17 protein-coding genes, 2 pseudogenes and 1 riboswitch are annotated in these 21,756 nt (G+C 70.4%); of the genes and pseudogenes, 11 read left to right on the forward strand and 8 right to left on the reverse strand.

Annotation, left to right across the window (positions count from 1 at the left end; genetic code table 11):
- Positions 1–182: 182 nt before the first annotated feature.
- From ACHBTE_RS00300 to ACHBTE_RS00335, 8 genes and pseudogenes are all read left to right on the forward strand, one after another.
- A complete protein-coding gene (locus ACHBTE_RS00300; protein ID WP_394721176.1) occupies positions 183–2,900 on the forward strand; it encodes a prenyltransferase/squalene oxidase repeat-containing protein in 2,718 nt (905 codons plus the stop codon).
- Positions 2,897–3,841 carry a hypothetical protein gene (locus tag ACHBTE_RS00305; RefSeq protein WP_394721177.1) on the forward strand — a complete coding sequence of 315 codons (945 nt, stop codon included), beginning with the start codon at positions 2,897–2,899 and terminating at the stop codon, positions 3,839–3,841. Before ACHBTE_RS00300 ends, ACHBTE_RS00305 begins: the two co-directional genes overlap by 4 nt.
- Positions 3,838–5,022, forward strand: coding sequence for an energy-coupling factor transporter transmembrane component T (locus ACHBTE_RS00310; protein ID WP_394721178.1), 1,185 nt, complete (start codon positions 3,838–3,840; stop codon positions 5,020–5,022). Before ACHBTE_RS00305 ends, ACHBTE_RS00310 begins: the two co-directional genes overlap by 4 nt.
- The gene (locus tag ACHBTE_RS00315; protein WP_394721179.1) at positions 5,019–6,626 is read left to right on the forward strand and encodes an ABC transporter ATP-binding protein; all 1,608 of its coding nucleotides are present in this window, start codon (positions 5,019–5,021) and stop codon (positions 6,624–6,626) included. The genes ACHBTE_RS00310 and ACHBTE_RS00315 overlap by 4 nt, the downstream gene beginning before the upstream one ends.
- Entirely contained in the window at positions 6,623–7,435 is an 813-nt protein-coding gene (locus ACHBTE_RS00320) for an ECF transporter S component (protein ID WP_394721180.1), read from the forward strand. The genes ACHBTE_RS00315 and ACHBTE_RS00320 overlap by 4 nt, the downstream gene beginning before the upstream one ends.
- Positions 7,436–7,507: 72 nt before the next feature.
- Positions 7,508–7,696: pseudogene (locus ACHBTE_RS00325) on the forward strand (3-hydroxyisobutyrate dehydrogenase); the annotation flags it as partial.
- Between the two features lie 20 nt (positions 7,697–7,716).
- Positions 7,717–8,444: pseudogene (locus tag ACHBTE_RS00330) on the forward strand (enoyl-CoA hydratase).
- A 93-nt stretch (positions 8,445–8,537) separates the two neighbouring features.
- On the forward strand, positions 8,538–8,855 hold the full coding sequence (locus ACHBTE_RS00335) for a hypothetical protein (protein WP_394721181.1): 318 nt from the start codon (positions 8,538–8,540) through the stop codon (positions 8,853–8,855).
- Between the two features lies 1 nt (position 8,856).
- Here the strand turns inward: ACHBTE_RS00335 and ACHBTE_RS00340 are convergent, their stop codons facing one another.
- Positions 8,857–10,311, reverse strand: coding sequence for a short-chain fatty acyl-CoA regulator family protein (locus tag ACHBTE_RS00340; protein ID WP_394721182.1), 1,455 nt, complete (start codon positions 10,309–10,311; stop codon positions 8,857–8,859).
- A 226-nt stretch (positions 10,312–10,537) separates the two neighbouring features.
- On the opposite strand from ACHBTE_RS00340, the gene ACHBTE_RS00345 reads away from it, so the two are divergent.
- From ACHBTE_RS00345 to ACHBTE_RS00355, 3 genes are read left to right on the forward strand one after another with little or no spacing between them, the layout of a single operon-like run.
- On the forward strand, positions 10,538–12,046 hold the full coding sequence (locus ACHBTE_RS00345; protein ID WP_394721183.1) for an MmgE/PrpD family protein: 1,509 nt from the start codon (positions 10,538–10,540) through the stop codon (positions 12,044–12,046).
- A gap of 2 nt (positions 12,047–12,048) precedes the next feature.
- Positions 12,049–12,954 (forward strand): methylisocitrate lyase, encoded by a 906-nt coding sequence (gene prpB / locus ACHBTE_RS00350; RefSeq protein WP_394721574.1) that lies wholly within the window; start codon positions 12,049–12,051, stop codon positions 12,952–12,954.
- A 22-nt stretch (positions 12,955–12,976) separates the two neighbouring features.
- Entirely contained in the window at positions 12,977–14,113 is a 1,137-nt protein-coding gene (locus tag ACHBTE_RS00355) for a bifunctional 2-methylcitrate synthase/citrate synthase (RefSeq protein ID WP_394721184.1), read from the forward strand.
- 28 nt (positions 14,114–14,141) lie between these two features.
- Here ACHBTE_RS00355 and folP read toward each other — a convergent pair whose 3' ends face one another.
- The 7 genes from folP to ACHBTE_RS00390 all read right to left on the reverse strand — a co-directional run bounded on the left by folP (position 14,142) and on the right by ACHBTE_RS00390 (position 21,727).
- A complete protein-coding gene (gene folP / locus ACHBTE_RS00360; RefSeq protein WP_394721575.1) occupies positions 14,142–14,960 on the reverse strand; it encodes a dihydropteroate synthase in 819 nt (272 codons plus the stop codon).
- A 25-nt stretch (positions 14,961–14,985) separates the two neighbouring features.
- Positions 14,986–15,897, reverse strand: a complete 912-nt coding sequence (gene metF / locus ACHBTE_RS00365; protein ID WP_394721185.1) for a methylenetetrahydrofolate reductase [NAD(P)H] — start codon at positions 15,895–15,897, stop codon at positions 14,986–14,988.
- 149 nt (positions 15,898–16,046) lie between these two features.
- Positions 16,047–17,276 (reverse strand): tRNA uracil 4-sulfurtransferase ThiI, encoded by a 1,230-nt coding sequence (gene thiI, locus ACHBTE_RS00370; RefSeq protein WP_394721186.1) that lies wholly within the window; start codon positions 17,274–17,276, stop codon positions 16,047–16,049.
- A gap of 11 nt (positions 17,277–17,287) precedes the next feature.
- Positions 17,288–18,310 carry a class 1b ribonucleoside-diphosphate reductase subunit beta gene (nrdF, locus tag ACHBTE_RS00375; RefSeq protein ID WP_394721187.1) on the reverse strand — a complete coding sequence of 341 codons (1,023 nt, stop codon included), beginning with the start codon at positions 18,308–18,310 and terminating at the stop codon, positions 17,288–17,290.
- A gap of 35 nt (positions 18,311–18,345) precedes the next feature.
- On the reverse strand, positions 18,346–20,487 hold the full coding sequence (nrdE, locus tag ACHBTE_RS00380; RefSeq protein WP_394721576.1) for a class 1b ribonucleoside-diphosphate reductase subunit alpha: 2,142 nt from the start codon (positions 20,485–20,487) through the stop codon (positions 18,346–18,348).
- A complete protein-coding gene (nrdI, locus tag ACHBTE_RS00385) occupies positions 20,484–20,903 on the reverse strand; it encodes a class Ib ribonucleoside-diphosphate reductase assembly flavoprotein NrdI (RefSeq protein WP_394721188.1) in 420 nt (139 codons plus the stop codon). The genes nrdE and nrdI overlap by 4 nt, the downstream gene beginning before the upstream one ends.
- A 182-nt stretch (positions 20,904–21,085) precedes the next feature.
- Positions 21,086–21,308: riboswitch (cobalamin riboswitch) on the reverse strand.
- A gap of 65 nt (positions 21,309–21,373) precedes the next feature.
- Entirely contained in the window at positions 21,374–21,727 is a 354-nt protein-coding gene (locus ACHBTE_RS00390) for a hypothetical protein (RefSeq protein ID WP_394721189.1), read from the reverse strand.
- Positions 21,728–21,756: the final 29 nt, after the last annotated feature.

Raw genomic sequence — 21,756 nt, forward strand, 5'->3', positions numbered from 1 at the left:
AACGCAATGAACGCCGTCGCGGACTGCGGCGTGGTGCGACCAGCCGTCCCCGGCGGAAATCCCCCAGGTGACGGCCCTCACCCACGCCCTCGCCGTGTCGGCCACACAACGAGGGGCCGGGGGCCGTGGTGGGGACGGACAGACGCAGCACAACCGGACGCACGGGAAGCAGACCGGGGTCGTTGACGGCGCTGCTGTCGGCACTTGCGTTGCTCGTGGGGACCGCGGTGACGTTCCTCACCATCACCCCCGCCACGGCCGACCCGATCGGAGACTGCACCGCCACCCAGGGCGCCGTCGTCGCCGTCGACTTCGGGCCGTTCGGCGGCGAGGTCGTACGCGGCTGCGACACCACCCCCACCACCGGCTACGAACTCCTCCACGAGGGCGGCTTCGGCACCACCGGCACCGAGCACGACGGCCCCGCCTTCATCTGTCGCCTCGGCCACGGAACCTTCAACTCCGGTACGCAGTACCCGACTTCCGACAAGGAATCCTGCGTCCTGACCCCGCCGGCCACCGCCTACTGGTCCTACTGGACGGCCGCGCCCGGCCAGGAGGAGTGGTCCTACAGCCAGTACGGCGCCATGGACCGCAAGCTCAAGGACGGCGACGTCGACGCCTGGGTGTTCGGTGGCACCGATGTCGGCGGCTCCACCGGCAAGCCCACCTTCAGCCCCGACGACGTCCGCGCGGGCGGAGACAACGGCACCCCAGACCCCGGCACGCCCACCGGAGCACCCGGCGACGTGGCGCTGGCCGCCGCGGCGACCTGGCTCAAGGGCCGTCTGACGGACGGCGAACGCGTCGTCGACGAGGGCGCCGAGACCCCCAACTACCTGCTGAGCACCGAGACCGCGTACGCGCTCGCCGCCGCCGAGGGCAAGAGCGGGGTCCTGGAGAAGGTCACCGCCTTCCTCGCCGCCCACACCGGCGCCTACGCCTACCCGTCCGGCACCGACCAGGCGCCCGACGCCACCGCCGCCGCCCGCCTCGCCCTCCTCGCGGAGATCGCCGAGGGCGACCCGGCCGACTTCGGCGGCCACGACCTCGTCGGCGACCTGGCGAAGAACGTCTGCGCGGCGGGCCCCGAGTCCGGCACCCCGACTCCCGGCTGCACCGCCAAGGGCGACTTCCGCAACGCGGGCTACACCGACGGGCAGGCACTGTCCGTGCTCGCCCTGCTGCGGGCCGGCTCGACGCCGCCGGCGGACGCCGTCGAGCGTCTGACCCAGCTGCAGTGCACCAGCGGCGGCATCACCAGCGTCCTCATCCGCCCCGGCGAGAACTGCGACGGCGACCCGGCCACCACCGGCCTCGTCGCCCTGGTCCTGCACGAGGCGGGCGGCCACGAGGCGGCCGTGGCGAAGGCCCGTACGTATCTGACCAAGGCCCAGCGCGCGGACGGCGCCTTCACCGCGTACACGGGTTCCACCGTCGCAAGCGTCGCCGCGACCGGCTACGCCGCCCAGGCCCTGCGCGCGCTCGGCGAAACCGCCATCGCCGACGCGGCCGTGGGCTGGCTGTCGAGGCAGCAACTCGACGACGGCGGCTTCGGGTTCGAGGAGGGCGCCACGGAGTCCTCCCTCTACCCGACCCCGCCAGCGGTCCTGGCCGGCGCCGGCACCGATCTGACCGCGCTCACCACCAAGGAACCCGAGCCGACCGACCCGCCGACCACCGACGATCCGAGCACGCCGCCGACCGGCGGTGCGGGGCCCGACCTCACCAAAGGCGTCGCCTACCTCACCAGCGCCGCCAACCTCAAGCAGGGCCAGTACCACACCGCGGGATCCGGCACCTCCCGCGCCGACTTCGGCCTGACCATCGACGGCGCCTACGCTCTCGCCGCCACCGGCCTGAACAACGCCAAACTGCGCGGCATCGTCGACTTCCTCGACCGGGGAGGCAAGGACGGCGAGGGGCGCACCGTGCACGACTGGACCGGCGTCGGGACCGAACACGCCGTGGGCGGGGCCATCGGCAAGACCGCGTTGCTCGCCGAGGCGGTGGGCCGCGACCCGCGCGACTTCGGCGGTGAAAACCTGATCGCCGCGCTCGACAAGGCCGTATGCGCGAAGCCGAGCACCGCACCCGACCGCTCCTGCGCCGCGAAGGGCGCCTACACCTACGCGCCGAGCGTGTTCGCCCAGTCCCTGGCCGTCATGGCACAGGTGCGCGCCGGTGAGGAGGCCGCGGCCGAGGAGCCGATCGCCTATCTGGCCGGCCTTCAGCACGACAGCGGCGCCTGGCCGAGCCTGATTCCGTCCACCGGGGACTCCGACGTGGACTCCACGGCGATCGCCGCGATGGCCCTGGAGCTGGCCGGCGGCCACGAACAGGCCGTCGACAAGGCGCTCGGCTGGATCGCCTCCATGCAGCTGGCCGACGGCGGCTTCCCGGGCGCCGCCGGCAACTCGACCAACTCGGCCGCGCTGGCCGTGCAGGGACTGTCGCTGGACGCCTCCGCCCACACGGACGAGATCGCCGCGGCGCGGAAGTTCCTCGCCGCCCGGCAGAACCCCGACGGCGGCTTCGACGTGGCGAAGGAGGGCCAGCAGGGTTCCGATCTGCGGGCCTCCACGCAGGCGGTGGGCGGCGCCACCGGAGTCTCCTTCGGCGAGCTGGAGCGCAGCCTGGACGGCACATCGCCACAGCCCACGCCCAGCCCGAGCCCGAGCGGAACGGCCCCGGACATCGTGACGCCCGGTGACATTTCAGGCACGGGCGGAACGTCCGGCGGCACCGGTGCCCAGGGCTCGTCCGGCGGTCTGGCGTCCACCGGCGTCCAGGTCGCCGCCCTCGCGGCCGTCGCCGCGCTGCTGGTGGCCGCGGGCTGGCGCACGGTCGTCGTCGCCCGGCGGCGAGTCGAGGCGGGGGAGCCGGGGGAGTCGTCATGACGGCCGCAGCCCGTAACGTCGCCCGTACCGCCGTACGGCTCGCGGCGGCCCTCGGCCTCACCGCCGCCGCCCTCGCCGCGACCGTGGCCCCGGCCGCCGCCGCCCCGCAGCCCATGGGCCAGTGCACGACCACCTCCGGAGCCGTCCTCGCCGTCGACTTCAGCCACTGGGGCGGCCCGATCCTGCGCTCCTGCGGTACGACGCCCACCACCGGCTACGAACTGCTCAACCAGGGCGGCTGGCGCACCGCCGGTACCGGGCACGACGGCCCGGCGTTCATCTGCCGTATCGGCTACAGCGGTTACAAGAACGGCAAACAGTTCCCGACCCCGGCCGAGGACGACTGCGTCCTCACGCCGCCCGCGTCCGCCTACTGGTCCTACTGGCACGCCGACCCGGGCGAGGACACCTGGGAGTACAGCCAGCTCGGGGCCATGCTCTACAAGCCGAAGCCCGGCAGCGTCGACCTGTGGCAGTTCGGCGGCACCAACGTGGAAGGCACGGAGGGTCGGCCCTCCGTGACCCCGGACCGGTTGCGCGCCCACAACACCCGCCCGCAGGGCAACGCGGGCAAGCCGCCGTCCGACGACGAGGCACCCCCGCTCCCGCCGGATGTGGACACCGGCCCGGCGCCGGAGCGGCCGGTGCCCCGGCCGACGAAGCCCTCGCCGGCCGAGTCGACCCCGAAGAAGTCCAAGGAACCGAAGCCGACGAAGAGCGCCTCCCCTTCGCCGACCCCCAGCCCTTCGCCGAGCACCTCCGCCCCGGTCGACGCGACCGCCGCACCCAGCGCCGGTACCAAGGTCGTCGACGCCGCACCGGCCGCCGATGCCGAGCACGACCCCGGCTCGATCGGGCCGGTGGTCACCGGTGCCTCGCTCGTCCTGCTCATCGGCGGGGCCGCCGTCTACGCGGCCCGCCGGCGCCGCCGTACCGAGTGACCCGCGTGGCACGCACCACAGCCGACGCCACCCTCCCCCTGTCCGGGCCCGCACCGGACAGGGGCGGGCGGCGCCTGCCGCGCACCCTGCACCCGATGGCCTGGTGGATCTGGGCGCTCGCCCTCGCCACCGCCGTCAGCCGCACCAACAACCCGCTGCTGCTGTTCCTGGTTCTGGCCGTCCTCGGCTACGTCGTCTCAGCCCGCCGCACCGAGGCCCCCTGGGCCCGCGGCTTCAAGTACTACTTGTATCTGGCGCTCACGGTCGTCGCGATCCGCGTGGTCTTCCGCGCAGTGTTCGCCACCGGCATCACGCCCCACGATCACTTCCTGTTCTCTCTGCCACACGTACCGACCCCCGACTGGTACGCCGGCATCCAGATCGGTGGACCGGTGTCCCTGGAGGCCCTGCTGTCCGCCGCGACCGACGGACTGCGGCTGGCCTGCATGCTGTGCTGCATCGGCGCCGCCAACACCCTCGCCAATCCCAAACGCGCGCTGCGTGTGCTGCCCGGTGCCCTGTACGAACTCGGCGTCGCCGTCACGGTCGCGCTGAGCGTCGCCCCGCAGCTGGTGCACAGCGTGCAGCGCGTCGTTCGCGCGCGGAAGCTGCGGGCGGGCAGTACGAAGGGCCGCCGTGCGCTGCGCGGCATCGTGGTCCCCGTACTGGAGGACGCCCTGGAACGCTCGCTGCGGCTGGCCGCCGCCATGGATTCCCGGGGCTACGGCCGGGCCGGTACCGCCACCCGCCGCTCCCGCCGTGCGACCGGGGTGCTGATGCTCCTCGGCATGTGCGGGCTGTGCGCCGGCGCGTACGGGCTGCTGGACGCCACCGCGCCCGCCTTCGTGGGCCTGCCCGCCATGGGCTGCGGAGCAGTGCTGTGCGTGGCGGGCCTGCGTCTCGGCGGGCGGCGGGTCACCCGCACGAGTTACCGGCCCGACCCGTGGCGGCTGCCGGAGTGGGCCGTCGCCGCGAGCGGCATGGTCGCGGCGGTCCTGCTGTTCGCGAACCTCGGCTACAACCCCGCCGAACTCAACCCCTCCTTCTACCCGTTGACCTGGCCAACCCTGCCGCTGGTGCCGACCGCCGCCATCCTGCTCGCGGGAACTGCCGGATTCCTCGCCCCGCCGCCGACCCCGCCCACCCCGCACCGCCTCCCCACGAAAGCCGAACCCGCGTGATCACCTTCGACCAGGTCACCATCCAGTACGACGACACGGCCGAGCCCGCCCTGCACGACGTGAACCTCACGGTCGAGGAGGGCGAGCTATGCCTGGTCGTCGGCCACACCGGCGTCGGAAAGTCGACCCTGCTCGGCGCCGTCAACGGCCTCGTCCCGCACTTCACCGGCGGCATCCTGTACGGCCGAGTCACCGTCGACGGCCGTGACACCGCCCACCATCCGCCCCGCGAACTGGCCGACGTGGTGGGCGTGGTCGGCCAGGACCCGATCGACGGCTTCGTCACGGACACCGTCGAGGAGGAACTCGCCTACGCCATGGAACAGTTGGCGATCCCTCCGGCGACGATGCGTAAACGCGTCGAGGAGACCCTCGACCTGCTCGGCCTCGCCGACCTGCGCCACCGCGCCCTGTACGAACTCTCCGGCGGCCAGCAGCAGCGCGTCGCCATCGGCTCCGTGCTCACGGCTCACCCCCGGGTCCTGGTGCTCGACGAGCCGACCTCGGCCCTGGACCCGACGGCCGCAGAAGAGGTCCTCGCCGCCGTCACCCGGCTCGTCCACGACCTGGGCGTCACGGTCCTGCTCGCCGAGCACCGCCTGGAACGCGTCGTCCAGTACGCCGACCGGATCGTCCACCTACCGGGCGGCGGCCGGGTGACGAGCGGACCACCCGCCGACATCCTGCGCACCTCGGACATCGCGCCGCCGATCGTCGAGCTGGGCCGGGCCGCCGGCTGGTCACCGCTGCCCCTGTCCATCCGCGACGCCCGCCGCGCCGCCGCACCCCTGCGCACCCGGCTGGCCCACCGCACTCCCGCCCCGGTACGGCCGCTCCCAACCGTCGACCGGCCACGGCTGCTGACCGCGCGGGGCGTCACGGTCACCTACCGGGGCGTGCCCGCTGTGCGCGAGGTCGATCTCGACCTGCACGAGGGTGAGGTGACGGCGCTGATGGGCCGCAACGGCTGCGGCAAGTCGTCCCTGCTGTGGGCCCTTCAGGGCTCCGGGCCGCGCCGAGCCGGCACCGTGCGTCTGGCGGGACGAACAGACCCGCACACCGTGCCGGCCGTCGAGGCCCGCCGGCTCGTCGGCCTGGTACCGCAGACCCCGGCCGACCTGCTCTACCTGGAGAGCGTCAAGGCCGAACTCGACCAGGCCGACACGGAGTCGGGCTCCGACGTGAACGCCCGTACCGTCCTCGACCGGCTCGCCCCCGGCATCGATGACGCCACCCACCCGCGCGACCTGTCGGAAGGGCAGAAGCTCGCTCTCGTCCTCGCCATCCAGCTCTCCGCAGCACCCCGGGTCGTCCTCCTGGACGAACCGACCCGCGGTCTGGACTACAACGCCAAGACCGAGCTGATCGGCGTCGTCGACGCACTCGCCGCCGAAGGCCGGTCGCTCGTGATTTCCACCCATGACGTCGAGTTCGCTGCTCGCGCCGCCGACCGCGTGGTCGTCATGGCCGAGGGGGACGTCGTCGCCGACGGGCCGACCGCCGAGGTCATCGTCTCCTCACCCGTGTTCGCCCCCCAGACCGCGAAGATCCTGGCGCCGCTTCCGTACTTGACGGTCGATCAGGTCAGGACGGACATGTCATGACGGCCGCCATCCGGCTCACGCCCCGCGTCGGCGTCGTGATGACATTGGCCGCGTTCCTCGGACTGGTCGCGTTCTTCTGGCCGTTCGTGGTCGCGCCGGGCAAGTTCGGTTCGAACTACGCGCCCCCACTGATCTTCGGGGTCCTGCTGATCCTCGTCCTGTGCGTGGTGCTGTCGGAAATCGCCGAGGGCGGTATCGACTCCAAGGCCCTCGCCATGCTCGGCGTCCTGTCCGCCGTCAACGCGGCCCTGCGTCCGCTGGGCGCGGGAACCGCTGGCATCGAGACCGTCTTCTTCGTCCTGGTCCTCGCCGGGCGGGTGTACGGCCCCGGCTTTGGCTTCACCCTGGGCTGCACCTCACTCTTCGCCTCGGCCCTCATCACCGGCGGGGTCGGGCCCTGGATGCCGTACCAGATGTTCGGCTGCGCATTCGTCGGTATGCTCGCCGGCTTCCTGCCCCGGGCGAGCGGCCGACGTGAGGTGCTGCTCCTCGCGGTCTACGGCTCCCTGTCGGGCTATCTCTTCGGCTTCCTCCTGAACCTGTCCTTCTGGCCGTTCTCGCTCGACCCGAACAGCTCGATCGCCTACCTGCCCGGCCTGCCGTTCACCGAGCAGTGGCAGCGGTACATCGCCTTCGACATCACCACCTCGCTGGGCTGGGACACGGGGCGGGCGGTCACCAACTTCGTGTGCGTGATGCTGGCCGGTCCGGCGGTGCTGACCACGTTCCGGCGGGCCGCGCGCCGCGCCCGATTCCGGGCCCCTGTACGCTTCGAGGCCGCTCGCTCGGCCGTATCGAAGCCGGACTGACCAGCTGACCGGCGCCCGCCCCGGCACCATGTCCGTTGGGGTGGTCGGCGCCGAGGCCGCCGCGCTGACCTTCAGGCGTTAGTCCTCGGGGAGAGCCTCGGCCTGTCCCACCAGGCGCTGTACGAGGTGGCCTCCACGGCGTCGGAGCAGTGCTGGGCGCTCAGCGTCAACTGCCCGGTCCTCGGGCCTGTTCCGGCCGGCCCCGCCAACCGGGAGGACCGGCCGGGGTTCGCGGCCTCGCTGATGGCGAAGGATCTGGGGGCTGGCCGCCAACGCCGGCCCTGCTCACCCTCAATCGCCCGAAGGCCCTCAACACCGCTCAACCTTCAGGTCATGAACGAGGTCGTGGCCGCCACGAAAGCCCTTGACCGGGATCCGGACTGCGGCTGCATCGTGATCACCGGCTCGGAGAAGGCGTTCGCGGCGGGCGCCGACATCAAGGAGATGCGGCCGCAGGGGTACATGGACACGTACCTCGCCGACTGGTTCGCGGCTGGGACCGGCTCGGGCGGTGCGCACGCCGACCGTCGCCGCCGTCGCCGGTCACGCGCTCGGTGGCGGCTGCGAACTCGCCATGCCCTGCGACATCCTGCTCGCCGCCGACTCCGCGGTCTTCGGGCAGCCCGAGATCAAACTCGGGGTGATCCCGGGGGTCGGCGGATCACAGCGGCTGACCCGGGCGGTAGGCAAGGCCAAGGCCATGGAACCGTGTCTGACCGGACGCACGATGGACGCCGCCGAGGCGGAGCGGGCCGGGCTGGTCTCGCGGATCGTGCCCGCCGACGAGCTGATCGGTGAGGCGCCGGCCGTCGCCGAGACCGTGGCGGGTATGTCCCTGCCGGTCGCGATGATGGCGAAGGAGGCGGTGGCGCGGTCCTTCGAGACCACGCTCGCCGAAGGCGTCCGGTTCGAACGCCGGCTCTTCCACGGGGTGTTCGCCATCGCCGACCAGAAGGAGGGCATGGCCGCGTTCGTCGACAAACGGCCGCCCGAGTTCCGGCAGCGCTGAACCGGGCCGAAGGGAGAGGGCGTCCGTGGAACCTTCCGGGCGCCCTCTGACGTTCTGAGGGCAGGACCATGAGGCGAGGAGCGGAGGATCCGAGTGGCCGGACACCCCCAGCCACGGCGCATCACCCTGGGCGGTCAGGAGGCAGTCGCCCTCACGGTGCGGGAGTACGAGCAGTTGATCGCGAGTCGACGCCAGATAGGCGGCCAGAGCGCCCGGATGCGGGCTCTCTCGGAGCGGATGCGCAGGACCGAGCAGCTACTGCGCGACCTGGAGGAGCTGGTCGCTACCCCAACGCCGGGTCGCCATGAGCAGCAAGCCGCCGTCGGATCAGCCAGTGGGCAGGCCACTGCTGAGTCCCTGCGGCACGCCATAGCGGCGCTGCTGCGCCGTCACCGTGACGGCACTGCCTGACTCAGTCGGACCTGCCAGGGCTGCCCTCGACCTGATACGGCACGTACGTACGTCGGTCCGGGTCGATGGCCAGACGCCCGCCGGCCGGGGGCCGGGCCCGCTGTGCGCAGTCGCGGCGTTCGCAGATCCGGCAGCCGAGCCCGATCGGGGTGGCGGCGCGCGGGTCGTCCAGGGCGATGCCCTCGGCGTACACGAGCCGGTGTGCGTGCCGCAGTTCGCAGCCGAGCGCGACGGCGAACTCGGCGCGCGGGGCGTGATGCCCGAAGCCGCCCCGCGTGATGGTGCGCGCGATCCAGAAGTACCGCTTGCCGTCCGGCATTTCGGCGACCTGGGTGAGGATCCGGCCAGGCGCGGAGAACGCCTCGTAGACCGTCCACAGCGGGCAGGTGCCGCCGAGCCGGGAGAAGTGGAAGTCGGTCGCGGACTGCCGTTTGGAGATGTTGCCCGCCCGGTCGACGCGCAGGAAGGAGAAGGGGACGCCTCGGCGGCCGGTGCGTTGCAGGGTGCTCAGGCGGTGGCAGACCGTCTCGAAGCCGACCCCGAAGCGAGCGGACAGCAGCTCGATGTCGTAGCGCACACCTTCGGCGGTGGTGTGGAACGAGGTGTACGGCATCAGCAAGGCGCCCGCGTAGTAGTTCGCCAGGCCGATGCGGGCCAGTGAGGCCGACTCGGGCGAGGTGAGTTCCGTTGCGGTGTCGGCCAGCTGTCCGAGCAGCGGGCCGAGCTCCAGTAGGGCGAGCTGGGTGGCGAGTTGGAAGGCGCGCTGGCCGTCGCTCAGCCAGGGGGAGAGGAACAGCAGCCCGGTCTCGGGATCGTAGCGGCGGGCGTCGGCGGAACGGCCCGCGGCTGCCTGGACCACCCGCACCCCGTGCTGCTCGGCGAGGCGTGCCGCGAGCGGGTCGGCGGCGCGGCCCGGACGCAGCCCGAGCGACTCCGTCGTCCTTTCGGCCTCGGTGTCCAGCGGCTCGAAGTGGTTGTGGTGCGCGTAGAAGAAGTCCCGTACCTCGTCGTGCGGCTCGGCCGGGGGCAGCAGCCCACCGCCACCCGTACCCGGCGCGGCGAGCGCGGCGGCCTGTTCGGCGGTGTCGCGGTAGCGGCGGTGCAGGGCGACCAGGGCACGGGCCACCTCCGGGTGGTCACGGGCGGCCTCGGCGATCTCCTCACCGGCAGGCAGCGGCACCCCGCACGCTTCGTCGGCGAGTGCGGTGCGCAGATCGGCGGTCAGCCGGTCCTCCTCCGCTTCGGAGAAGAACTCCGCGTCGACGCCGAACACCTCCGCGATCCGCAGCAGCACAGGTGCGGTCAGCGGGCGCTGGCTCTGCTCGATCTGGTTGGCGTAGCTGGTGGAGATGGAGAGGGCGCGGGCCATGTCGACCTGGTTCATGCCCGCCTCGCGGCGCAGCCGACGCAGTTTGGCGTGGGCGTAGACCTTGCGGTCGGCCGGGCGTCGGGCCATGGTGCACCTCCTTGTCGCGAGCCGTCCGGTGGTCACCCCGCGGCCACGGTTCTTGTGAACATAGCATCCGCAGAATTCGCAAGATTCGCAGTTTCGCAGCTCCGTGCTGTACGGATTCCACATATTGGAGCAGTGGCCCGGGTACGCCCGGGCGGGCAGTCTCGATCACGTCGGCACCTGACAGGACCGCCGACAGCACTCGGCCCGACAGCCCACAAGGAGTCCCGTGATCGAGCACCACGTCCGTGTCCGTCCCAGCGCCGACCGCCTGCCGCGCGAGGAGCAGCTCGCCTGGAAGCTCGCCGCCGTGGCCACGGCCACCGAGGAGCTGGACGCCGACAGCGCCGGTATGGCCGTCAACCGGGTGATCGACAACGCCTCGGTCGCCGTCGCCTCCCTGACACGCCGCCCGGTCGCCGTGGCCCGCGCCCAGGCCACCGCCCACCGCGCGAGCACGCCCGGCGCCTCGGTCTTCGGCGCCGCCGCCCGTGTCTCCCCGGAGTGGGCGGCCTGGGCCAACGGCACCGCCGTGCGCGAGCTGGACTTCCACGACACTTACCTGGCCGCCGACTACTCCCACCCCGGCGACAACATCCCGCCCCTGCTCGCGGTCGCCCAGCACACCGGCCGCACCGGCGCCGACCTGCTGCGCGGCGCCATCGCGGCGTACGAGATCCATGTCGCGCTGGTCAAGGGCATCTGCCTGCACGAGCACCGCATCGACCACGTGGCCCACCTCAGCGCCGCCACCGCCGGCGGCCTGGGCGCCCTGCTGCGACTGCCGACCGAGACCGTGTACCAGGCGATCCAGCAGGCCGTGCACACCACGACCGCCACCCGGCAGTCCCGCAAGGGCGAGATCTCCAGCTGGAAGGCGTACGCCCCCGCCTTCGCGGGCAAGGCAGCCATCGAGGCCGTGGACCGGGCCATGCGCGGGGAGACCTCGCCATCGCCGATCTACGAGGGTGAGGACGGCTTCCTGGCCTGGATGCTGAACGGCCCGGAGTCCGACTACACGGTGCTGCTCCCGGAGCCCGGCGAGCCGCGCCGCGCGATCCTCGACACGTACACCAAGGAGCACTCCGCCGAGTACCAGGCCCAGGCGATCATCGACCTGGCCCGACGGCTGCGCGAGAAGGCCGGGCGGCTCGACGGGGTGCGCTCGATCGTGCTGCACACCAGCCACCACACCCACCACGTCATCGGCTCCGGTGCGAACGATCCGCAGAAGTACGACCCCACCGCCAGCCGCGAGACCCTCGACCACTCGGTCCCGTACATCTTCGCCGTCGCGCTGGAGGACGGCACCTGGCACCACGAGCGCTCCTACGCCCCCGAGCGCGCCCGCCGCCCCGAGACCGTCGAGCTGTGGCAGAAGATCACCACGGTGGAGGACCCCGAGTGGACCCGCCGCTACCACGACCCCGACCCGGACCGCCGGGCCTTCGGCGGACGCGCGGTGATCACCCTGGACGACGGCTCGGTCATCGAGGACGAGCTGGGCGTGGCCGATGCCCACCCGGCCGGCGCGCGCCCCTTCGACCGGCCGGCCTACGCGGGCAAGTTCCGCACGCTCGCCGAGGGCATCGTCACCCCGGCCGCCCAGGACGCGTTCCTCGACGCCGCCGAGCACCTCGCCGAGCTGACCGCCACCGACCTGGACGGCCTGTTTCCGGCCGTCGACACGGACGCCGTCGCGGCCTATGACGCCAAGCTGCCGAAGGGCCTGTTCTGATGCTGCTGCACACCCGCACCACGTCCGCCGACCGCCGCCGCGCCTTCCGCGAACAGCTCGCCTCCGGCCGGCTGCTGCGCGTCCCCGGCGCGATCAACCCGCTCTCCGCCCGCCTCATCCAGGACACCGGCTTCGACGCCGTCTACCTCTCCGGCGCCGTCCTCGCCGCCGACCTGGGCCTGCCCGACATCGGCCTGACGACCTCCACCGAGATCGCCGCACGCGCCCAGCAGACGACCAGGGTCACCGACCTGCCCGTCCTCATCGACGCCGACACCGGCTTCGGCGAGCCGATGAACGCCGCCCGCACGGTCCAGCTCCTGGAGGACGCGGGCCTCGCCGGCCTCCACCTCGAGGACCAGGTCAACCCCAAGCGCTGCGGCCACCTCGACGGCAAGACCATCACCCCCAGCGAGGAGATGGTCCGCCGGATCAAGGGCGCCGTCGACGCCCGCCGCGACCCGGACTTCCTGCTCATGGCCCGCACCGACGCCCGCTCGGTGGAGGGCCTGGACGCGGCGATCGAACGAGCCAAGGCGTACGTCGACGCGGGCGCCGACGCGATTTTCCCCGAGGCCCTCGCCGACGTCTCCGAGTACGAGGCGTTCCGCAAGGCAGTGGACGTGCCGCTGCTCGCCAACCTGACCGAGTTCGGCAAGACCCCGCTCCTGGACGTCCGCACGCTGGAGAACCTCGGCTACAACATCGCGCTCTACCCGGTGACCTTGCTGCGCATCGCCATGGGCGCGGTCGAGGACGGCCTGCGCACGATCGCCGCCGAGGGCACCCAGGAGTCCCTGCTGCCGCGCATGCAGACGCGCTCCCGCCTCTACGAACTCCTCGGCTACGACGAGTACTCGGCCTTCGACTCGTCCGTCTTCGACTTCACCCTCCCGCCCGGCACCTGACGCACCGGAAAGGCATCCACTCATGTCCACCACCGCGCCCGAGATCCATCGCGGTCTCGCCGGTGTCGTCGCCGACACCACGGAGATCTCCACCGTCATCCAGGAGACCAACTCCCTCACGTATCGCGGCTATCCGGTCCAGGACCTGGCCGCCCACCGCTCCTTCGAGGAGGTCGCGTACCTGCTCTGGTACGGCGAACTCCCCGACCCGCGCCAACTGACGGACTTCCAGGCCCGCGAACGCGCGCTGCGCCCCCTGGACCGCACCACCTCCGAGCTGCTGCACCGGCTGCCCGAGACCTGCCACCCGATGGACGTCCTGCGCACCGCCGTCAGCTTCTTCGGAGCCGAGGACCCCACCGAGGACGACGGCAGCCTCGCCGCCAACCGCGCCAAGTCCCTGAACCTGCTGGCGAAGCTGCCCACCGTGGTGGCCGCCGACCAGCGCCGCCGCCGCGGCCTCGACCCGATCCCCCCGAACCCCGACCTCGGCTACGCCGAGAACTTCTTCCACATGACCTTCGGCAGCGTGCCCGACCCCGATGTGGTCCGCTGCTTCGAGATCTCCCTCACGCTGTACGCCGAACACAGCTTCAACGCCTCGACGTTCACCGCACGCGTGGTCACCTCCACCCTCTCCGACCTCTACAGCGCGGTCACCGCAGCCATCGGCGCCCTCAAGGGCCCCCTGCACGGCGGCGCCAACGAGGCCGTGATGCACATGCTGCTGGAGATCGGCGATCCGCAGCGGGCCGAGACGTGGCTGGACGAGGCGCTGGCGTCCAAGCGCAAGATCATGGGCTTCGGTCACCGTGTCTACAAGCACGGCGACTCCCGCGTCCCGATCATGCAGGACGCCCTCGACCGCTTGGTCGCCCGCGCCGCCGACCCCGAGGTCACCCGGCAGGCGACCCTGCACGCGGCCCTGCGGCACGCCATGCTCACCCGCAAGGGCATCCACCCCAACCTGGACTACCCGGCCGGCCTCGCGTACCACCTGATGGGCTTCGACATCCCGGTCTTCACCCCGATTTTCGTGATGAGTCGCATCACCGGCTGGACCGCCCACATCACCGAACAGCTCGCCCACAACGCGCTGATCCGGCCCCTCGCCTCCTACGCGGGGCCGGGGCAGCGGGCGGTGCCGACGGCCCCGTAGCACTCAGGACCACAGCACTCAGGACCGGTCACCAGCCGCCCTCCTTGGCCGACTCCAGTGCCTCGAACACTGTGAGCGCGTCACGGAGGGCGGCTACATCGTGCGTGCGTATGTAGTCAGCGCCACTGCGCGCGGCGAACAGTTCCGCCGCCAGGGTCGCCGCCCCGATCCCGGAGACAGCCCTCCCGGTGATCGTCCGCAGGAACGACTTCCGGGAGGGGGAGATCAGCACCGGCACGTCGAAGCGGGCCTTGAGCCGTTCGAGCCCGGCCAGGGTCCGCAGCGACGGCTCGGGATCGCTGCCGAGGAAGAAGCCCAGTCCCGGATCGATGACCAGCCGGTCGTGGCCGATGCCGGCTGCCTCAAGCGCCGCCAGGCGGTCGGTGAAGAACTCCTCGATTCCCCTGCACACCTCGTCGGGATCGGTCCGTACCTCGGTGGCGGGGCCGTGACGCTGTACGGAATGCATGACGATGAACCGGCAGCCGGTGGCGGCGAGTTCCTCGTACAGGGACGGATCGCCGAAGCCCTGGATGTCGTTGAGATAGCTGGCGCCGTGTGCGGTGGCGAAGCGCTGAGTCCCGGGCTGGTACGAGTCGACCGACACCGGGACGCCCTCGTCGACGAGTTGATCGATGACGTCGGCCAGCCGTCGGATCTCCTCGGCCTCCGTCACCTTCTCGGCTCCCGGGTGGCTCGCAGCAGGCCCGAGTTCGATGACGTCGGCGCCGTCCGAGCGCAGCCGGTGCGCGTGCGCCACCGCGGCCTGGGTGGTGAGGAACCTGTTTCCGTCCGAGAACGAATCCGTGGTGATGTTGACGATCCCGACCAGTGACGGCCGACGGATTCCCACGGGCGAGTTTGGGACGTGTTCATTCATGGAGCCCAAGTTTCTGATAGATCTCTGTCGTCACTGTGGAGAAATTCATCGTCATGAAGTGCAGTCCGGGAGCTTCTTCGGCGAGCAGACGGCGGCACATCTCGGTGGCATGGTTAATTCCCAGCGCCCTGACCGATCTGGGGTCCTCCTGTGCGGCAAGCATCTTCTCTGCCAGCTCCGCCGGGAAGGCCGCGGTGGAGAGGGTGGGAATGCGTTGCAGCGAGCGGATGGTGGTGACCGGCATGATCTCCGGGATGATCGGTGTCTCACAGCCGGCTGCCGTCACGCGGTCACGGAAACGCAGATAGCCATCGACGTCGAAAAACATCTGGGTGATGGCGTAGTCGGCGCCGGCCCTGCACTTTTCGACGAAGTGGCGGATGTCGCTGTCCCAGTCGGAGGAGCGCGGGTGCATCTCGGGGAAGGCGGCGACGCCGACGCAGAAATTCCCGGACTCCTTGATCAGGCTGACGAGTTCGGCGGCGAACCGGACGCCTTCCGGATGCTTGGTCCAGGGGCCGAGCGGATCGCCGGGCGGGTCTCCGCGCAGGGCGAGAATGTTGCGAACGCCCTGGTCGGCGTAATGGCCGAGAATGTTGCGCAGTTCGGCGACGCTGTGGTCGACCGCGGTGAGATGGGCGACCGGAGTGAGCGTGGTCTCCTGAGCGATCCGCCCTGTGACGTTGACGGTCCGGCCCCGCGTCGACCCACCGGCACCGTAGGTCACCGAGACGAAAGTGGGGGACAGGCTCTCCAGCCGGCGGATCGCGTTCCAGAGTCCGGCTTCGGCCGCCGCACTGCGCGGCGGCATGAATTCGAAGGAGTAGGAGCGGCCTCCGCGCGCGAGTAGATCGCGAATGGAGACCGCGCTGTCTGTCCTTTTGCTGGGGATACCGAGAGCCATATGGGAAGGGTATTGGTACGGGGGCGGCGGCAGAACGGGTTGTCCACCTGCTGATACCGGCCCGGTGGTGCCGCGGAAATGCCTGAGGAGCGGGTCTCCAAGGAATTGAGAACCCGACCTTGTCGTGCTTTCCTCGCGGAGTGATTCTGCTATCGGGCCACCTCCGGATGCCGGCAAGTCGCGCTTTCTTCCTCAGGGGCGGTGTCATCGCCGGGCACCATCACCCGGACGTTGTCGAGCAGGGCCTCGGTGACCTCGTCGAGGTCGAGGCGCCTCTCCACCGCCCGAAGCCGCGGCAGTTCGGCCCGGGTGGTGGCCCGGGGCGGGGCGAGGAGCTGGCAGCAGTCCTCGTCGGGCAGGACCGAGATGTCGGCCGTGCCGATGGACCGGGCCTCGTCGATGATCTCCTGTTTCTCCCAGCCGATCAGCGGACGCAGGATAGGCAGGGTCGACGCCTCGTCCACAGCGACCATGTTGGCCAGCGTCTGGCTCGCCACCTGCCCCAGGCTGTCGCCCGTCACCAGGGCCTGCGCCCCGGTACGGGCGGCCAGCTCCGAGGCGGCGCGCACCATCAGCCGCCGCTGGGCGACGACCTGGAGTCGGCCCGCACCGGCCACGGCCAGCTGCTTCTGGGCCTTGCCCAGCGCGATGACGTGCAGCCGGCCGGGCGGCTGGTGGCGGTTGAGCTCCCGGGCGAGGGCGTACGCCTTGTAGACGGACGCCGGGTTTGTGTAGGGAGCCCCGCTGAAGTGGACGAACTCGCAGGTCAGGCCACGCCTCATGGCCCGGTGGGCGGCCACCGGGGAATCGAATCCGCCGGACAGCAGCACCAGGGCGCGTCCGCTTGAACCGACGGGCAGGCCGCTCAAGCCGGGGTGCCGGGTCCAGGAGAGGTACGTCTCCTTGCGGTCGATCTCGATGGCCAGCACGATGTCGGGCCGGGTGAGATCGACGCGCAGTTCGGGAACCTCCTCCAGGACCCGGGCTCCCACGTGCCCCGCCACCCGGGACGAGGTCAGCGGGAACTGCTTGTCCCGCCGCTTCACCCGTACGGCGAACCCGCTGCCCGGCCGCTGCCCGCCCAGCGCCTCGACAGCTGCCCGGGTGATCTCCTCCAGAGTGCTCGGCACCCGCACGGCCGGCTCGACGGAGTTGAAGCCGATCACCCTGCGCGCCCGCTCCACCAGCGCTTCCTGCGGGACCTGTCCGCCCAGGACGGTGACGTTCTGGGCGGTCTTGATCCACGTCGAGCCGCCGATCCCGCGCAGCGCGACGCGCAGGTTGTCGTGCAGCCGCTCGGTGAAGCGGTGGCGGTTGTGTCCCTTGAGGAAGATCTCACCGTGCTTGAGCAGCACACAGGGGCCGTAGGAGGAGGTCATGGCAGTGCCTCTCAGAAGTCCCAGTCGTCGTCGGCGGTGTCCTCCGCCTTGCCCATGACGTAGGAGGAGCCGGACCCGGAGAAGAAGTCGTGGTTCTCGTCGGCGCCGGGCGACAGCGCCGCGAGGATCTCCGGGTTGACCTCGGTCTCGTCCGCCCCGAAGCGAGCCGGGTAACCGAGGTTCATCAGTGCCTTGTTGGCGTTGTAGCGGACGAATACGGCCACGTCGTCCATCAGCCCGAGCGGCTCGTACAGCTCGCCCGAGTACTGGAGCTCCAGCTGGTACAGCTCCTCCAGCAGTGCGTGCGTGAACTCGCGCATCTCCTCCTGCTCGGCCGTCGACCGATTCTCCAGGCCGCGCTGGTACTTGTAGCCGGAGTAGTAGCCGTGCACCGCCTTGTCGCGCAGGATCAGGCGGATCATGTCGGCGGTGTTGGTGAGCAGGGCGTGGGTGGAGAAGTGCAGCGGGAGGTAGAAGCCCGCGTACAGCAGCAGCGACGACAGCAGGGTGGAGGCGACCTTCCGCTTCAGCGGGTCGTCGCCGTAGTAGTACTTCAGAACCGTCTTGCAGCGCTGCTGGAGGACGTCGTTGTCCACGGCCCAGCGGTAGGCGTCGTCGATCTCCGGGGTGTTGGAGAGGGTGGAGAAGACGGACGAGTAGCTGCGGGCGTGCACGGCCTGCATGAAGGCGATGTTGGTGTAGACGGCCTCCTCGTGCTCGGTGCGCGCGTCCTGGATCTGCACGATCTCGCCGACCGTGGCCTGCACGGTGTCGAGCATGGTCAGACCGGTGAACACCCGCATGGTGAGCGTGCGTTCCGCGGCGGTGAGCCGCTGCTGCCAGGCGTTCACGTCATTGGAGAGCGGAACCTTCTCGGGCAGCCAGAAGTTGGCGGTGAGCCGGTTCCACACCTCCAGGTCCTTCTCGTCGGTGACGCGGTTCCAGTTGACCGGGCGCAGGCGGGCGGCGGGGTCGTGGCGGTAGGACGGGGGTGTGACCGACAGTTCGGTCAGTGGTGCCGGGGTGGTGGTCATCGTCGGTGCTTTCGCGTGCGGTGGGGCGGAGGGCGTCACAGGGTGCAGGACAGGCAGTTCTCGATCTCGGTGCCCTCCAGGGCCTCCTGGCGCAGCCGGATGTAGTAGAGGGTCTTGATGCCCTTGCGCCAGGCGTGGATCTGCGCCCGGTTCAGGTCGCGGGTGGTGGCCGTGTCGCGGAAGAAGAGGGTGCAGCTCAGGCCCTGGTCGACGTGCTGGGTGGCCGCCGCGTACGTGTCGATGATCTTCTCGTAGCCGATCTCGTACGCGTCCTGGAAGTACTCCAGGTTGTCGTTGTCCATGTGCGGCGCCGGGTAGTAGACGCGGCCGAGCTTGCCCTCCTTGCGGATCTCCACCTTGGCGGCGATCGGGTGGATGGAGGCGGTCGAGTCGTTGATGTAGCTGATGGAACCCGTGGGCGGCACGGCCTGGAGGTACTGGTTGTAGATGCCGTGCTCCTGGACGGACCGCTTCAACTCACGCCAGTCGTCCTGCGTGGGGATGCGGATACCCGCGTCGGCGAAAACCTCCCGCACCCGCTCGGTGGCCGGCTCCCACGCCTGCTCGGTGTACTTGTCGAAGTACGAGCCGTCGGCATACGCCGTGGTCTCGAACCCGTCGAAGGCCGTGCCGCGCTCGATCGCGATCCGGTTCGAGGCACGCAGCGCGTGATAGGCGACCGCGTAGAAGTACATGTCGGTAAAGTCGACGCCCTCTTCGCTGCCGTAGTGGATGCGCTGCGAGGCGAGGTAGCCGTGCAGGTTCATCTGGCCGAGGCCGATGGAGTGCGTCAGCCGGTTGCCGTGTGCCACGGACGGGACCGCGTCGATGTCCGACTGGTCGGAGACGGATGTCAGGCCCCGCACCGACGTCTCGACGGTCGCGCCGAAGTCGGGGGAGGCCATCGCGGCGGCGATGTTCAGCGAGCCCAGGTTGCAGGAGATGTCCTTGCCGACGGTCTCGTAGCCGAGCGAGGCGTCGTAGGTGCTGGGCGTGTTGACCTGAAGGATCTCCGAGCACAGGTTGGACATGTTGATCCAGCCCGGGATCGGGTTGGCCCGGTTCACCGTGTCCTCGAACAGCAGATACGGGTACCCCGACTCGAACTGCAACTCCGCGATCGTCTTGAAGAACTCGCGGGCGCTGAGCGTGGTCTTGCGGATGCGAGGGTTGGCGACCAGGTCGTCGTAGTGCTCGCTGACGGAGAGGTCGGACAGCGGCTTGCCGTACTCGCGCTCGACGTCGTAGGGCGAGAACAGGTGCATGTCCTCGTTGCGCTTGGCGAGTTCGAAGGTGATGTCCGGGACGACGACACCCAGGGAGAGGGTCTTGATGCGGATCTTCTCGTCCGCGTTCTCCCGCTTGGTGTCCAGGAACCGCATGATGTCCGGGTGGTGCGCGTGCAGGTACACCGCGCCCGCGCCCTGGCGTGCGCCTAGCTGGTTGGCGTACGAGAAGGAGTCCTCAAGGAGCTTCATCACCGGGACGACGCCCGAGGACTGATTCTCGATCTTCTTGATCGGGGCGCCCTGTTCGCGCAGGTTCGTCAGGAGCAGGGCGACTCCACCGCCGCGCTTGCTGAGCTGGAGCGCGGAGTTGATGCCGCGTCCGATGGACTCCAGGTTGTCCTCGACACGGAGGAGGAAGCAGGAGACGAGCTCGCCGCGCTGGGCCTTGCCGGCGTTCAGGAAGGTGGGGGTGGCGGGCTGGAAGCGGCCGGTCATCATCTCGTCGACCAGCCGGGAGGCCAACTGCTCGTCACCGGCGCCGAGATACAGGGCGGTGGCGACGACCCGGTCCTCGTAGCGCTCCAGGTAGTGGGAGCCGTCGAAGGTCTTCAGCGTGTACGAGGTGTAGTACTTGAACGCGCCGAGGAAGGTGCGGAAGCGGTGCTTGTGGGCGTACGCCTGCTGGTGGAGGCTCTCCACGAACTCCCAGGCATAGGCCCGGATCGGGGCTTCCTCGTAGTAGTCGTTCTCGATCAGATAGTCGATCTTCTCCTTCAGTGACCCGAACTCCACCGTGTTCGGGTTCACATGCTGGAGGAAGTACTGGCGTACGGCCTCGCGGTCCTTGTCGAACTGGATGTGGCCGTCGCAGTCGTACATGTTCAGCAGGGCGTTCAGCGCGTGGTAGTCCTTGCGCGTGCCGACCGACTCGCGCTGCGCGGTGATCACGCCGCTGCCGAGGAGCGTCGTGTCCAAAACCTCTGAAGTCCTTCCCTCACGGCGCGGACGTCGCGGTCCGTGCCCAGCAGTTCGAATCGGTACAGCTCGGGGACCCGGCACTTGGCCGAGATGACCCGCCCGGCAAGGCAGTAGTCCGCACCGAAGTTGGTGTTGCCCGAGGCGATCACCCCGCGCAGCAACGCCCGGTTGGCCTCGACGTTCAGGAAGCGGACCACCTGCCTGGGGACCGCACCCGCGCGCTCGCCGCCGCCGTAGGTCGGCACGATCAGCACATACGGGTCGGTGACCTGGGGCATGCCGTCGCGGTGCGGGTGCAGGGGGATCCGCGTGGCGGGCAGGCCCAGCCTCTCCACGAAGCGCTTGGTGTTCTCCGAGACGCTGGAGAAGTACACGAGACCACTCATCGACCACCGCCTCCTCTCGCTCGTTCCCGTGTCGTCCGTCCGAGGACCGGGAGGGGAGGAGCGTCGCGGCGCGTACGGCGAACAGCCGGGCGGCGGCGGAAACCTGTACGCCACGCCTGACCCGGGGCCGTGCGACTGCCACGTGGCCCTCCCTCGGGGCCTCGGAGCGCGTGCGCCGTGTCGTCGGCGTACGCACCGGTGGCAGGTCTTCGGACTCACGGGCCCACCCTCCTGACCGGAGGACACCTACTGGCCGTCGCTTCCCAGACCCGGTACGTCGGGCCCAGTGCGTATGACGGCGGTCGTTCCCGCTCACCGCTGCGGGGCAGTCCCGGATTTCCACCGGGTTCCCTCTTGCCTCGCCGACACAGAGGTGCCTGGCGAACCACCAGCACGATCAACACTACATCTAGAACGAGCTGAGTCCAGCCACCCCCAGATGTTGTGTTGGCGAGTGAAGTTAGGTATACCTAAGTCGGCCTTGGGGTGCGGGGGCGACGAGGGTCCGAGGCGCGTCCCGCGCCGGTGACGGCCCGTACCCGATGGGCCCGTCGCCGTATCTCGGCCACGAGCGCCGCCTGGCGGTGCCGAGGACCGAGGGGCGGGAAGGCATCGTGCGGTTCGGCTGGGGATTCGCCGTCGAGTTCCGCGGCGAGACCATCGAGGAACTCGGTCATGTCGACGAGCGCGTCGCGCAGCGCGCGCATCTTGGCGGTCTGGCTGCCGAGTTGTCTGCGCATGGCGAGCAGGCTCTCGAAGTCCTTCGCCGACACGGCGACCATGGGCCGGCCGTCCACCATGACCTCTCGCGCTTTGTGCCTCACCGATGAACCCCCTTGTGCTTGTGGCCGTG

This window comes from Streptomyces sp. M41 (assembly GCF_043673425.1).
In the GTDB taxonomy this organism is placed as follows: Bacteria; Actinomycetota; Actinomycetes; order Streptomycetales; family Streptomycetaceae; genus Streptomyces.